The 13,716-nt window shown below is 64.7% G+C and carries 13 protein-coding genes; 7 read left to right on the top strand and 6 right to left on the bottom strand.

Annotation, left to right across the window (positions count from 1 at the left end; genetic code table 11):
* Positions 1–21: 21 nt before the first annotated feature.
* From J7E45_RS10265 to rpmH, 5 genes are read right to left on the bottom strand one after another with little or no spacing between them, the layout of a single operon-like run.
* Complete coding sequence (locus J7E45_RS10265; RefSeq protein WP_091028043.1) at positions 22–513, bottom strand: R3H domain-containing nucleic acid-binding protein; 492 nt, start codon at positions 511–513, stop codon at positions 22–24.
* Positions 510–1,580 (bottom strand): membrane protein insertase YidC, encoded by a 1,071-nt coding sequence (gene yidC / locus J7E45_RS10260; protein WP_091028046.1) that lies wholly within the window; start codon positions 1,578–1,580, stop codon positions 510–512. Before yidC ends, J7E45_RS10265 begins: the two co-directional genes overlap by 4 nt.
* A 3-nt stretch (positions 1,581–1,583) precedes the next feature.
* Positions 1,584–1,934, bottom strand: coding sequence for a membrane protein insertion efficiency factor YidD (gene yidD / locus J7E45_RS10255; RefSeq protein ID WP_167635302.1), 351 nt, complete (start codon positions 1,932–1,934; stop codon positions 1,584–1,586).
* Positions 1,931–2,287, bottom strand: a complete 357-nt coding sequence (rnpA, locus tag J7E45_RS10250) for a ribonuclease P protein component (protein ID WP_215068959.1) — start codon at positions 2,285–2,287, stop codon at positions 1,931–1,933. Before rnpA ends, yidD begins: the two co-directional genes overlap by 4 nt.
* A 6-nt stretch (positions 2,288–2,293) precedes the next feature.
* On the bottom strand, positions 2,294–2,431 hold the full coding sequence (gene rpmH, locus J7E45_RS10245) for a 50S ribosomal protein L34 (RefSeq protein ID WP_013584598.1): 138 nt from the start codon (positions 2,429–2,431) through the stop codon (positions 2,294–2,296).
* Positions 2,432–2,746: 315 nt separating this feature from the next.
* On the opposite strand from rpmH, the gene dnaA reads away from it, so the two are divergent.
* From dnaA to J7E45_RS10210, 7 genes are all read left to right on the top strand, one after another.
* The gene (gene dnaA / locus J7E45_RS10240) at positions 2,747–4,138 is read left to right on the top strand and encodes a chromosomal replication initiator protein DnaA (protein WP_215068957.1); all 1,392 of its coding nucleotides are present in this window, start codon (positions 2,747–2,749) and stop codon (positions 4,136–4,138) included.
* A gap of 494 nt (positions 4,139–4,632) precedes the next feature.
* The gene (dnaN, locus tag J7E45_RS10235; RefSeq protein WP_091028059.1) at positions 4,633–5,775 is read left to right on the top strand and encodes a DNA polymerase III subunit beta; all 1,143 of its coding nucleotides are present in this window, start codon (positions 4,633–4,635) and stop codon (positions 5,773–5,775) included.
* 234 nt (positions 5,776–6,009) lie between these two features.
* Positions 6,010–7,203 carry a DNA replication/repair protein RecF gene (gene recF / locus J7E45_RS10230; protein WP_029264205.1) on the top strand — a complete coding sequence of 398 codons (1,194 nt, stop codon included), beginning with the start codon at positions 6,010–6,012 and terminating at the stop codon, positions 7,201–7,203.
* Positions 7,196–7,699, top strand: coding sequence for a DUF721 domain-containing protein (locus J7E45_RS10225; protein WP_029264204.1), 504 nt, complete (start codon positions 7,196–7,198; stop codon positions 7,697–7,699). Before recF ends, J7E45_RS10225 begins: the two co-directional genes overlap by 8 nt.
* 118 nt (positions 7,700–7,817) lie before the next feature.
* Entirely contained in the window at positions 7,818–9,908 is a 2,091-nt protein-coding gene (gene gyrB, locus J7E45_RS10220) for a DNA topoisomerase (ATP-hydrolyzing) subunit B (protein ID WP_205829377.1), read from the top strand.
* 44 nt (positions 9,909–9,952) lie between these two features.
* The gene (gyrA, locus tag J7E45_RS10215) at positions 9,953–12,508 is read left to right on the top strand and encodes a DNA gyrase subunit A (protein ID WP_215068955.1); all 2,556 of its coding nucleotides are present in this window, start codon (positions 9,953–9,955) and stop codon (positions 12,506–12,508) included.
* Positions 12,505–12,909, top strand: a complete 405-nt coding sequence (locus J7E45_RS10210) for a DUF3566 domain-containing protein (protein ID WP_091028070.1) — start codon at positions 12,505–12,507, stop codon at positions 12,907–12,909. Before gyrA ends, J7E45_RS10210 begins: the two co-directional genes overlap by 4 nt.
* 72 nt (positions 12,910–12,981) lie before the next feature.
* Here the strand turns inward: J7E45_RS10210 and J7E45_RS10205 are convergent, their stop codons facing one another.
* Positions 12,982–13,692 (bottom strand): VIT family protein, encoded by a 711-nt coding sequence (locus J7E45_RS10205; RefSeq protein WP_167635299.1) that lies wholly within the window; start codon positions 13,690–13,692, stop codon positions 12,982–12,984.
* Between the last annotated feature and the right edge of the window lie 24 nt (positions 13,693–13,716).

Below are 13,716 nucleotides of genomic sequence, written 5' to 3'. Positions count from 1 at the left end.
ATCGATGTTTCACGTGAAACATCAACGACGGCGGAGGACCGTGTGCCGGTCGGCGCCTTCGCCGTAGGACTCGGAGACAAGACCGCGCTCCGCGGCGATGTCGTGCACGAGCTTGCGCTCATAGCTCGACATGGAGGGCAGCGATGCCTGCGACGAACCCTCATCGAGCTTCGCGGCAGCCGCGTCGACGAGGGTCTCGAGCTGGCGGCGACGCGTGTCGCGCGAACCGGCGATGTCGAGGATGAGTCGCGAGAACGAACCGGTCTTGCTCTGCACCGCCAGGCGAGTCAGCTCCTGCAGCGCCTGCACGGTATCGGGAGCGGAGAGCAGGGACAGCCCGTCGCCCTCGGCTTCGATCGAGACGTAGGCACGACCCTGACGGACGTCGAGATTCAGGTCTCCGTCGATGTCGGCGATATCGAGGAGCTCCTCGAGGTAGTCGGCCGCGACATCGCCTTCGTTCTCGAGCTGAGCAACCGTCGGCTCAGTGTTCTCGGTCATGGTCTCGCTCATGAACCGCTCCCCTTCTTCTTCGCGCGCTTCTTGCCCACCGGCTGCTGACGCTTCGGTGCTTCCGCCTTGGCCTTCTCAGCCTCTTCGAGCAGACGCTGCTGCTCTGCCTCGTACGCGGCCATCGGGACGACCTTGCCCGAGGAGTCGAGCGCCTTGCCCTTGCGAGCGAGGCGCTCTTCACGGGCCTTGGCGGCTTCCGAGCCGGGAGTCGGCATCTCGCGGATGACGAGGAACTGCTGGCCCATGGTCCAGAGGTTCGAGATGAACCAGTAGACGACGACGCCGAGGGGGAAGAACACACCGGAGAAGATGAAGCCCAGCGGCAGAACGTAGAGCATGATCTTCTGCATCTGGTACGCCTGGCCGGTCTTGGCCTCGGGTGACAGGTTCTTCGAGATGATCTGCAGCTGCGTGAAGAACTGCGAGGCGATCATGAGCACGACGAGGGTGACCAGGATGACGATCGCCGTGGTGTTCTTCGCGTCGACCGCGTTGCCCAGGTTCTCGTGCAGCGAGGCGACACCGAACAGCTTGGCGTCGTAGAACTCCTTCGTCAGCTCGGGGCTCATCAAGCCCACGCCGCCGATGCCTGCCTCCGCATGCTTCTTGACGTCGCTCAGAACACTGAAGAGGGAGAAGAAGATCGGCATCTGCACCAGAAGCGGCAGGCAGCTCGACATCGGTGTCGTGCCGTGCTTCTTGTACAGGCCCATGGTCTCGCGGCTCATGGCCTCGCGAGAGAGCTGATCCTTCTTGCCACGATACTTCTCCTGAACTTTTCGCAGTTCAGGAGCGATTTCCATCATCTTTCGCTGGCTCTTGATCTGCTTCACGAAGAGCGGGATCAGCGCAGCACGGACGACGATGACGAGTCCGACGATCGACAGCACCCAGGTCAGTCCGGATGCCGCAGGGAGACCGACAGACGTCAGGAGCCAGTGCCAGGCGACGAGGATCAGCTCGACCACCCACTTCAGCGGCCAGAGGATGGTGCCGAGCAGATCGAACCCACCTGCAGCGGGGGCGTCGCTGGGAGTGGAGCTGGCTAGCAGAAGGTCAAGACCCACCGATCAGTCCTTTCGGGAAGGGACGACGAAACCGTGTGCAGTCAGGTCGTAGCGGAAGTGTTCATGCGGACGGACGTCGTCGACGCCACCGCTGGTCCAGGGATTGCAGCGGAGGATGCGCCATGCCGAGAGCATCGCCCCCTTCACCGCGCCGTGCTGCTGCACCGCACCTACAGCGTAGGCGGAACAGCTGGGGTAGTACGCACAGACATCTCCATACATCGGGGAGATCACCTTGCGGTACGCGGTGAGGAACCCCAGCACCAGATTGCGGGGAACCAGAGGAACGCTGCGCAGCACATCCTGCGACTGCATGTGCGCCGTCCCGATGGACGAGGCCGGCAGAGCGGTCATGCCGACACCGCGGCCGGCACCGGCGCGAGTCTGCTCAGACAGCGATCGACATCGGCGCGCAGTTCCGCGAAGGAGGCGGTCGCCGACGCAGGAAGGGCACGGATGACGACATCCGTGCCCTCAGGAACGCGCGGGAGCGACTCCGCACAGACGGCTTTGAGTCGCCGACGCACGGTGTTGCGCACCACAGCGGTGCCTACCTGCTTGCTGATGATGAATCCGAACCTCGCGGCCCTGCTCTCGCCCGTCGTCAGCACCGAGGTGATGACGCGCGCCCCGCCACAACGGGATCCGCGTCGAACGACCAGACGGTAGTCGCTCCCGCGGGTCAGCCGATACGGGCGGGCGAGCACAGTGGACTACGCGGAGAGCTCGGTGCGGCCCTTCGCACGGCGGGCAGCGAGGATGCCGCGGCCGGCACGCGTGCGCATGCGGGCACGGAAGCCGTGCTTCTTGGCGCGACGACGGTTGTTGGGCTGGAAGGTGCGCTTGCTCATGGAATCACTCCGGGAATGCTGCCACCGGATTCACTTCGACCGGAGACATGGGGAACTGCCGAAAAAGGCATAAGTCAACCGACTTAGGGTACGTCTTACCGGCGCGCAGAGCAAATCTGCGCGCTTCCGTGATCGGACACCGGCACGAACCGCACAGCCATTATCCACAACCGACGGGCGCCCGACGAGCACAACACGCGCGCGTATTTTCCAGGGCAGGTTGCCGTTCACAGCCGCGGTGACTACCGTGGCATCCTAAGTTATCCACAGGGGCACAGCACGTCGACCCCGCCTCGATTCCTCGTCCGGAGCGTCATGTCATCACCTGCCCAGCCCGACGTCCCCATCTGGACCACGGTGCAGGAGCTTCTGGTCGATGACGATCGCGTCACTCCCCAGCTACAAGGCTTTCTGAGTCTGGCGGTCCCGGCCGGGGTCATGTCCGCGACGCTCTACCTCGAGGTGCCGAACGACCTCACCGCCGCGCAGATCAACAAGCGCCTGCGGCTGCCCATCATGGAGGCGCTCTCGCACATCGGCGAGGAGGTCACCTCCTATCGAGTCGTGGTCAACCACGAGCTCGCCGAGCAGCAGGCGGCTCCGATCGCGGTCGGCGACTTCGGGCGACACGAGCAGATCCGCGTGGAGTCGCCCATGGAGCAGCCGACACAGCTGCGCCATGAGTCGCGGCTCAACCCGAAGTACACCTTCGACAACTTCGTGATCGGCCAGTCCAACCGCTTCGCCCACGCGGCAGCCGTCGCTGTGGCCGAAGCCCCGGCGAAGGCCTACAACCCCCTGTTCATCTACGGCGACTCCGGCCTCGGCAAAACACACCTCCTCCACGCGATCGGCGACTACGCACAGTCCCTCTATGCGGGGGTCAAGGTTCGCTACGTCTCGAGTGAGGAGTTCACCAATGACTTCATCAACTCGATCGCGAACAACCGTGGCGCCGCGTTCCAGGCCAGATACCGCGATGTCGACATCCTCCTGATCGACGACATCCAGTTCCTGCAGGGGCGGGCGGAGACGCAGGAAGCCTTCTTCCACACCTTCAACACGCTTCACGATCACAACAAGCAGGTCGTGATCACCAGCGACGTCGCCCCGAAGCACCTCACCGGCTTCGAAGACCGGATGCGCAGCCGCTTCGAATGGGGTCTGATCACCGACGTTCAGGCGCCGGACCTGGAGACACGCATCGCGATCCTTCGGAAGAAGGCGCAGAGCGAGGCACTGCACATCCCGGACGAGGTCCTCGAGTACATCGCCACCGTCGTCTCGTCGAACATCCGTGAGCTCGAGGGAGCCCTGATCCGGGTGTCGGCGTTCGCCAGCCTGAATCGATCGGCACTCGACATCTCGCTGGCTCAGACCGTGCTCCGCGACATCATCGACACGGCCGAGGACAACATCATCTCGCCGACGGACATCATCACCGCCACGGCACAGTACTTCAAGCTCACGGTCGACGACCTCTACGGCTCGAGTCGGTCGCAGCAGATCGCCACCGCTCGGCAGATCGCCATGTACCTCTGTCGTGAGCGCACCAGTCTGTCCCTGCCGAAGATCGGTCAGCTGTTCGGCAACCGTGACCACACCACCGTCATGTACGCGTACAAGAAGATCAGTGAGCTCATGAAAGAGCGACGTTCGATCTACAACCAGGTCACCGAGATCACGACGCAGCTCGGGCGACGCTGACGCCGCGACACGCGGGCATGAGGGGGACTCGGCATCCGAAGGGGTGCTGAGTCCCCCTTTTCGCGTCCGGACAGGCATTCCCGGCCGCGGAAGGATGCCTCTATGCACATGTGGATAACTTGTGGATGACTGTCACTCAGGTCGGGACGAATGTGGGCCAATCGGTCAAACCTGTGGATAACTCTGGGGGAGCCTCCGCACCCCTAGTCGGCCGTAACCCCCGGATTCCTCAGGGATTCCACAACTGACAAGCGTGTAGTTCCTTACTCGCTCTTGCTATCCACCGAGTTATCCACAGTATCCACAGCTGTTAACACCGTTAAGGAGTTAAGTCTTTCAAGGCGCGATCCCATCACCAGACGGTGGGGAGAACCGTCGAACGAACGACAAGAACTCCGACGTAGGGAACAGACCGGACTGGGGGCTAGCATGGGAAGCCCTGCACCGGCAGGGCCGACGACAACGCGTCACAGTTCGACGACAAGGGAGCACCAGTGAGGTTTCAGGTCAACCGCGATGTCTTCAGCGAGGCTGTCTCGTTCGTCGTCAAGCTTCTGCCGCAGCGCAATCCGCAGCCGATCCTGGCCGGAGTGCTGATCGAGGCAGACGGTTCCGGACTCACACTCTCGGCCTTCGACTACGAGGCCTCCGCACGTACGACCATCGAAGCCACCGTCGAGACTCCCGGCACGATCCTCGTGCACGGTCGGCTTCTCTCCGACATCGCCAGCCGCCTTCCGAATGCTCCGATCGAGATCGCGGTCGAAGAAGACGGTGGCATCACCGTCACCTGCGGCTCCGCTCGATTCACCCTCGCGGCCATGCCGGTCGAGGAATACCCGTCGATCCCCGAGGTGAGCGGATCATCCGGCGTCGTCCCTGCGGATGACTTCGGCACGGCGATCTCGCAGGTCGGTTTCGCGGCTTCCCGCGACGACGTGACCCCTGTGCTCACGGGTGTGCAGCTCGAGGTGTCGGGCCACAGCCTCAGCCTCGTCGCCACCGACCGCTACCGTGTCTCGCTCCGCGATGTGCCCTGGGACGGCGAATCCGTCGAGGCGACCGCACTGGTTCCGGCACGCACGCTGCTCGAGGTCGGAAAGACCTTCGGTCACGCCGGCACCATTCAGATCGCCTTCTCCGGAGCAGGCGACCGCGAGATCATCGCCTTCACCGCCGGCAACAAGACCGTCACATCACTGCTGATCAAGGGCAACTTCCCGCCCGTCCGCCGGCTCTTCCCCGAGCAGACCGACCACTACGCGGTCGTCAACACCGCTGATCTCGTCGAGGCCGTCCGGCGTGTGTCGCTCGTGCTCGACCGTGCCGCGCCTCTGCGATTCACGTTCTCGAGCGACAGCGTGACGATGGATGCTTCGGGTAGCGAGCACGCCAGGGCTTCCGAGTCGGTCGACGCGATCCTCTCCGGCGGCGACGAGGTCACGCTCGGCCTGAACCCGCAGTATCTGATCGAGGCGCTCGGTGCGGTGAAGAGCGAGTTCGTCCGCGTGACGTTCACGTCGAGCGACAACGCTAACAAGCTCAGCCCCGTGCTCATCACGAGCCAGACCTCGGTCGATCAGGCCGGTCTCGACTCGTTCAAGTACCTTCTTCAGCCGAACCTCCTCCTCCGCTGATCGGGAAGACGACACGCAGTCGTCGAGCGCAGCGAGACGATGCGGCACCTGTCCCGTAACGGTTCCGGATCTCAGCCTGGCCACGGGTGGCGCAACTCTCGCGGGCGGCGATGCTCCCGGAGCGAGCATCGGGAGGGGCCCGCGAAGCGGGAGGGTCCCCGTTCTGCGAGCGAAGGGTGCGTCGCTGTCCGCGACCCACAAGTTACTGTCCGACCCCGAAGGTAGGCTGACTCCGTGATTGTGGAGCACCTGAGTCTGGTCGATTTCCGTAATTACGCGACCGCCGAACTCGCCCTCCACCGCGGCCCGAACGTGCTGGTGGGTCGCAACGGGCAGGGCAAGACGAATCTGGCTGAGGCGGTGGTGTTCCTCGCCACTCTCGGTTCGCACCGGGTGTCGTCGGATGCGCCGATGGTGCGCGATGGGCAGGAGTTCGCGATCATCCGTGCGCGACTCTCGCACGGCGAACGGCGCGTTCTCGCCGAGGTGCAGGTGAACCGGCAGGGCTCGAACAAGGCCCGCATCAACGGCTCGCCGTCGAAGCCGAACGAGCTTCCGCGCTACGCGCATGTCGTGCTCTTCGCCCCGGAAGACCTGCAGATCGTGCGCGGCGATCCGTCTGCGCGTCGCCGATTCATGGATCAGCTCCTCATCCAGCGCATTCCTCGCATCTCGGCGGTCCTCGCGGACTATGACCGTGTGCTCAAGCAGCGCAATGCTCTGCTCAAGTCAGCGAGAGCTCGTGGCATCCGCGGAGAAGGGCTGAGCACACTCGATGTCTGGGACGACAAGCTCGTCTCACTGGGATCCGAGATCATCACGGCGCGGCAGCGGTTGGCTGCCGATCTTCAGCAACCGGTGGCCGACGCGTACGAAGCCATCGCCGGGGCCGACCATCGTCCGCAGTTGGAGTGGGCGTTGTCGGTCGGCGGCGCTGATCCGGAGGAAGACGACGACGCAGCGACGGATGCGGAGGAGGCACCGGCCATCGCCAAGCTCGGTGATCAGCAGCACATCGCCGAGTTGTTCCGCGCATCGCTGGCGGCGAAACGGTCGACCGAGATCGATCGAGGGCTCACGCTCACCGGTCCGCACCGCGACGACCTGGTGCTGCGGGTGCGCGATCTTCCGGTGAAGGGTTATGCCTCGCACGGCGAGTCGTGGTCGGTGGCGCTCGCTCTCCGACTGGCGTCGGCCGAGCTGCTGCGCAGCGAATCCCCCGCGGGCGATCCGGTCCTGATCCTCGACGATGTCTTCGCCGAACTCGATGCCGACCGGCGTCAGCGACTGGCGACCCTCACGGCCGGCTACGAGCAGGTGGTGGTGACCGCAGCGGTGGAGGAGGATATCCCCGAGGTGCTGCATGCGCATGTGGTGCGCATCAACGCCGGGACGATCAGCGATGAGCGGGAGGCAGCGGATGACTGACGCCGCATCGACCCCGCCTGTCGAGGTGCCCGAAACCGTGGGAACGTACCTGCGTCTGCGCGGTTTGCAGCCGAGTTCGAAGAGCTGGAAGCGCAAGCGCCGCATCGTCACCGACGACGACAACGCGCCGTTCACTCCGGGTCGGGATCCGGGTGCACTCGGCGCGGTGCTCGACAAGCTGAGTCGGGACTCCGGCTGGCAGATCACGCTCGCCCGCGAGGACCTGGTCCGGCAGTGGGCCGATCTGGCCGGCGCCGACACCGCGAAGCACTCGGAACCGGTCTCACTCGAGCGCGGATTGCTCACGGTGAAGTGCGACTCGACGGCGTGGGCGAAGAACCTCCAGTTCATGCGCGCGACGATTCTCACCGAGATCGGACGGCGGTATCCGGATGCGGGTGTCGAGAACCTCCGCTTCATCGGGCCGGACGTCCCCTCCTGGAAATGGGGTCCCAGAGTCGTTCCAGGACGGGGTCCGCGCGACACTTACGGGTAGGACACCACGAATGGGGTCCGCAACGCTCAGAGGGCCACACACGGCCGTTGAGCGGCATTTCCCGACGAAACCCCGCTAGAATGGGAGTTCGTGATATCGATGTGGAGAATGCCCTCTGATGACGCCTGAATCCCCTGCTGACGAGACGGAATCGAACACCGGGGGACCCTCCGACCCCATCGACGGCTCCGAGACCACGAGCAACACGATCTCCCCCAAGATCAAGCAGCCCGGCGAGTACGGTGCCGACTCGATCCAGATCCTCGAAGGCCTCGAGGCCGTGCGCAAGCGGCCCGGTATGTACATCGGATCCACGGGTCCGCGCGGTCTGCACCACCTGGTCTACGAGATCGTCGACAACTCGGTCGATGAAGCACTCGCTGGTTACGCCGACACGATCTTGGTGACGATGCTCGCCGACGGCGGCGTGCGCGTGGTCGACAACGGTCGTGGCATCCCGGTCGATCCGCACTCCTCCGACCCGAACAAGTCGACGGTCGAGGTCGTGCTGACGATCCTGCACGCCGGTGGAAAGTTCGGCGGCGGCGCCTACGCCGTCTCCGGTGGTCTGCACGGCGTCGGCTCCTCGGTCGTGAACGCGCTGTCGACCCGCTTCGACGTCGAGGTCAAGCAGAAGGGCTTCGTCTGGCGCCACTCGTTCGCCGACGGCGGCATCCCGCAGCAGAAGCTCGAGAAGGGCGAGGAGACCGACGAGACCGGAACCAGCATCACGTTCTGGCCCGACGAGTCCATCTTCACCGAATCGATCGACTTCGATTACGACACGCTGCGCACGCGCTTCCAGCAGATGGCGTTCCTCAACAAGGGGCTGCGCATCGAGCTGCGCGACGAGCGCGAGTCCTCCGCCTATGAGGTGGAGGAAGAAGGCTCGACGATCACGAAGCAGCCCGGTGACGTCTTCTTCTACGAGCGCGGACTCGTCGACTATGTGGAGTACCTCAACAAGGTGCGCCATGCCGAGGTCGTGAACGACGAGATCATCGCCTTCGAGTCCGAGGACACGCAGCGCAAGATCTCGCTCGAGGTCGCGATGCAGTGGACCACCTCGTACACCGAGAACGTCTTCACCTACGCGAACACGATCAATACCCATGAGGGTGGCACGCACGAAGAGGGATTCCGTGCTGCGTTGACGACCCTGGTGAACAAGTACGCCCGCGCGAACAACATCCTCAAGGAAAAGGACGACAACCTCTCGGGAGACGACGTCCGAGAGGGTCTCACGGCGGTGATCTCGATCAAGCTGGGTGAGCCGCAGTTCGAGGGCCAGACCAAGACCAAGCTCGGCAACACCGAGGCGAAGGCCTTCGTGCAGAAGGTCGTGGGCGATCAGCTCGGAGACTGGTTCGAACGCAACCCGGTCCAGGCGAAGAACATCATCCGCAAGGCTCTCGATGCGGCGACCGCTCGCCTCGCCGCCCGCAAGGCGCGCGAGACTGCTCGACGCAAGAGCGTCTTCGAGTCGGCGGCCATGCCCGACAAGCTCAAGGACTGCACGAGCAAGGACCCCTCGATCAGCGAGATCTTCCTCGTCGAGGGTGACTCGGCCGGTGGTTCCGCCGTGCAGGGTCGCGACCCGCACACGCAGGCGATCCTGGCCCTCCGCGGCAAGATCCTCAACGTCGAGCGCGCGCGTCTCGACAAGGCCCTGGGCAACAAAGAAGTCCAGGCGATGATCCAGGCCTTCGGCACGGGCATCGGCGAAGAGTTCGACATCGAGAAGGCGCGCTATCACAAGATCGTGCTGATGGCGGATGCCGACGTCGACGGTCAGCACATCACCACGCTGCTGCTCACGCTGCTGTTCCGCTACATGCGCGGACTCATCGAGGCCGGCTTCGTGTACCTCGCGATGCCGCCGCTGTACCGCCTGAAGTGGTCGAACTCCGCACACGAGTACGTGTTCAGCGACTCCGAGCGCGACGCCCTGCTCAAGCACGGTCTCGACAACGGCAAGCGGATCCCGAAGGATGCCGGCATCCAGCGCTACAAGGGTCTCGGTGAGATGAACCCGAAGGAGCTGTGGGAGACGACGATGGATCACACCACGCGCACCCTGCAGCAGATCACCATCGAGGACGCCGCCGCCGCCGACGAGATCTTCAGCGTGCTGATGGGTGAGGACGTCGAGTCCCGACGCAGCTTCATCCAGCGCAACGCCAAGGACGTCCGCTTCCTCGACATCTGACGCCCCCCGGGCTCAGACCAGATGTGTGACAGAGAGATTGATTGATGACTGACGAAGAACGCACCGAGCCGGAACACGACCACGGCAAGATCGATCAGGTCGACCTGCAGTTCGAGATGCAGCGCAGCTACCTCGACTACGCCATGGCGGTCATCGTGGGGCGCGCGCTCCCCGACGTGCGCGACGGCCTCAAGCCGGTGCACCGTCGTGTGATCTACGGCATGTACGACGGCGGGTTCCGCCCCGACAAGTCGTTCTCGAAGTGCGCCCGTGTGGTGGGCGAGGTCATGGGCCAGTACCACCCGCACGGCGACTCGGCGATCTACGACGCCCTCGTGCGTCTGGTGCAGCCGTGGTCGCTGCGGTATCCGCTGGCTCTCGGTCAGGGAAACTTCGGCTCGCCCGGAAACATGGGCGCCGCGGCTCCCCGATACACCGAGACCAAGATGGCCCCGCTCGCGCTCGAGATGGTGCGCGACATCGAAGAAGACACCGTCGACTTCACCGACAACTACGACGGTCAGACGCAGGAGCCGACGGTCCTCCCGGCCCGCTTCCCGAACCTGCTGGTCAACGGATCGGTCGGCATCGCGGTCGGCATGGCCACGAACATCCCGCCGCACAACCTGCGCGAGGTCTCGGCTGCGGCACTCTGGGCGCTCGACAACCCCGGCATCTCCCGCGAGGAGCTGCTCGACGGTCTGATCCAGCGCGTTCCCGGTCCGGACTTCCCGACCGGCGCGCAGATCCTCGGCACCAAGGGCATCCACGAGGCGTACCGCACCGGCCGCGGATCGATCACGATGCGCGCGGTCGTGAACGTCGAAGAGATCCAGGGTCGCACCTGCCTCGTCGTCACCGAGCTGCCGTACCAGGTCAACCCCGACAACGTCGCGGTGAAGATCGGCGACCTCGCCCGTGACGGCAAGATCACCGGCATCGCCGACATCCGCGACGAGTCGTCCGACCGTACGGGCCAGCGCCTGGTCGTCGTGCTCAAGCGCGACGCGGTCGCGAAGGTCGTGCTGAACAACCTGTACAAGCACACGCAGCTGCAGGAGAACTTCGGCGCGAACATGCTCGCGATCGTCGACGGAGTGCCGCGCACCCTCGCGATCGACGGCTTCATCACGCACTGGATCACGCACCAGATCGAGGTGATCGTCCGGCGCACGGAGTACCGTCTGCGCGAGGCCGAGAAGCGCATGCACATCCTGCGCGGATACCTGAAGGCGCTCGACGCGCTCGATGAGGTCATCGCCCTCATCCGTCGTTCGCAGACCACGGCCGATGCGAATGAGGGACTCCAGAAGCTCCTCGACATCGACGAGATCCAGGCCGACGCGATCCTGCAGATGCAGCTGCGCCGACTGGCTGCACTCGAGCGTCAGAAGATCATCGACCAGGCGAACGAGCTCGAGGCTCAGATCACCGACTACAAGTCGATCCTGGCCGACGAGGGTCGCCAGCGCACGATCATCCGCGAAGAGCTGACCGGAATCGTCGACCGCTTCGGCGACGAGCGCCGCACGCACATCCTGCATGGCTTCGACGGCGACGTCTCGATGGAAGACCTCATCGCCGAAGAGGAGATGGTCGTCACCGTCACGCGCGAGGGCTACATCAAGCGCACGCGCAGCGACAACTACCGCTCCCAGCACCGCGGCGGCAAGGGCGTCAAGGGCGCGCAGCTTCGTGCGAACGACATCGTCGAGCACTTCTTCGTGACGACGACGCACCACTGGCTGCTCTTCTTCACCGACAAGGGTCGCGTCTACCGCGCGAAGACCTATGAGGTGCCGGAGGCCGGGCGCGACGCCAAGGGCATGCACGTCGCGAACCTGCTGGCGCTGCAGCCGGACGAGAGCATCGCTCAGGTGCTCGACATCCGCGACTACCAGGTAGCCGATTACCTGGTGCTCGCCACGCGCGAGGGTCTGGTCAAGAAGACCCGCCTCGAGGCATACGACACCAACCGTCAGGGCGGCGTCATCGCGATCCGCCTCAACGACGAGGACGAGCTCGTCAGTGCTCTCCTCGTGAACGCCGAGGACGACATCCTCCTCATCAGCCGTCGCGGCATGTCGGTGCGCTTCGAGGCGACCGATGAGGCGCTGCGTCCGATGGGTCGGGCGACGGCCGGTGTGCGCGGCATGAAGTTCAAGATCGACGAGGACTGCCTGCTGTCGGCATCCGTCGCCGCCCCCGGGAAGTTCGTGTTCATCGTCACTGACGGCGGCTACGCGAAGCGCACCGCTGTCGAGGAATACCGGGTCCAGGGACGCGGTGGAACGGGCATCAAGGTGGCCAAGTTGAACGACGATCGGGGCACTCTCGCGGGTGGTCTGATCGTCGCCGAGGACGACGAGGTCTTGGTGGTTCTCTCCAGCGGCAAGGTGGTACGCTCTGCCGTGGCCGAGGTCCCCGCCAAGGGTCGAGACACCATGGGAGTGGTGTTCGCCCGGACGACGGAGGCCGACCGCATCCTCGCCATCGCCCGTAATGGCGAGCGTGGCCTCGCCGATGACGAGGCGGATGCGGAGGATGCCGAGACACAGGCACCTGAGACGACAGAGACCCCCGAGGATACAGACGCATGAGTACAGTGGCCGACAAGCTGGCGAAGAAGTCGACACGAAAGACCAGTGGCAAGCAGGTTCGCCTGCGTCTCGTCTACGTCGACTTCTGGTCGGCCGTGAAGCTCTCGTTCCTCGGAGCGGTCGCTCTCGCCGTGGTCACGATGGTGGCCTTCTTCCTGATCTTCCTGGTGCTCCAGGCAACCAACGTCATGAACACCGCTGAGGGCTTCCTGCTCGGAATCACCGGCAACGAGTTCGTGCTGTCGGAGGTCGTCGGCCTGCCGCAGGTGATGGCCTTCGCTGCGGTTGTCGCGATCCTGAACCTGATCGTCGTCACGGTGCTCGGCGCCGTCGTCGCCGGCATCTACAACCTCGCCGTGAAGGTGACCGGAGGACTGCTCGTCGGGTTCATGTCGAACTGACCGTCGAACCGGATTTCCGAAGGGCGGATGCTGCGGCATCCGCCCTTCGTCGTCCCACGAGGTGCTCGGCGGTCAGACGACGCCGGTCGTGCCGAGGAGGGTACCGATCAGCCAGGTCGCGGCGAGAGCGAGCGCCCCGCCGATGACCAGTCGGATCGACGCTCGCAGGGGCGGGGAACCGCCGATCCGCGCCGACACCGCACCCGTGATCGCGAGGGCGATCATGACGGCGACGAAGGTGACCGGCACACGCCACTCCGGCGGCGGCAGCAGGATGGCGAGCAGGGGGAGCAGCGCTCCGAGCGTGAAGGACACGGCCGAAGAGATCGCCGCATGCCACGGATTGACGAGATCGTTCTGGTCGATGCCGAGCTCGACCTCCAAGTGGGCGGAGAGCGCATCGTGGGCGGTGAGCTCCTCGGCGACCTGACGTGCGGTCTCCTCGGAGAGACCGCGATCGCGATAGAGCTCGGTGAGTTCGGCCAGCTCCGCGGTCGGCATGGTCCGCAGCTCTTCGCTCTCCTTCGCGATCAGAGCGCGTTCGCTGTCGCGCTGGCTGCTCACCGAGACGTACTCGCCGAGCGCCATCGAGATCGCACCGCCGACCAGTCCGGCGATTCCCGCGGTGAGCAGTGCCGCGTTGTCGCTCGTCGCGCCCGCCACGCCTACGACGAGCGAGGCGACCGAGACGATGCCGTCGTTCGCGCCGAGCACTCCTGCGCGCAACCAGTTCAGTCGCTGGCCGAGACCTGCGCGATGGAGCTCGCCTTCGTGGGCTGTCATGCAGCCAGTGAAGCAGACCGTGCG

The organism is Microbacterium sp. ISL-59 (genome assembly GCF_018613945.1).
GTDB lineage: Bacteria > Actinomycetota > Actinomycetes > Actinomycetales > Microbacteriaceae > Microbacterium > Microbacterium oxydans_B.
This window is presented reverse-complemented; position numbering and strand designations above follow the sequence as displayed.

Bases quoted from the DNA above. Each gene is read 5' to 3' on its own strand.
- J7E45_RS10265 (WP_091028043.1), bottom strand. From the start codon at position 513: ATGAGCGAGACCATGACCGAGAACACTGAGCCGACGGTTGCTCAGCTC.
- yidD (WP_167635302.1), bottom strand. From the start codon at position 1,934: ATGACCGCTCTGCCGGCCTCGTCCATCGGGACGGCGCACATGCAGTCG.
- rpmH (WP_013584598.1), bottom strand. From the start codon at position 2,431: ATGAGCAAGCGCACCTTCCAGCCCAACAACCGTCGTCGCGCCAAGAAG.
- dnaA (WP_215068957.1), top strand. From the start codon at position 2,747: ATGTCATCACCTGCCCAGCCCGACGTCCCCATCTGGACCACGGTGCAG.
- J7E45_RS10225 (WP_029264204.1), top strand. From the start codon at position 7,196: ATGACTGACGCCGCATCGACCCCGCCTGTCGAGGTGCCCGAAACCGTG.
- gyrB (WP_205829377.1), top strand. From the start codon at position 7,818: ATGACGCCTGAATCCCCTGCTGACGAGACGGAATCGAACACCGGGGGA.
- gyrA (WP_215068955.1), top strand. From the start codon at position 9,953: ATGACTGACGAAGAACGCACCGAGCCGGAACACGACCACGGCAAGATC.
- J7E45_RS10210 (WP_091028070.1), top strand. From the start codon at position 12,505: ATGAGTACAGTGGCCGACAAGCTGGCGAAGAAGTCGACACGAAAGACC.
- J7E45_RS10205 (WP_167635299.1), bottom strand. From the start codon at position 13,692: ATGACAGCCCACGAAGGCGAGCTCCATCGCGCAGGTCTCGGCCAGCGA.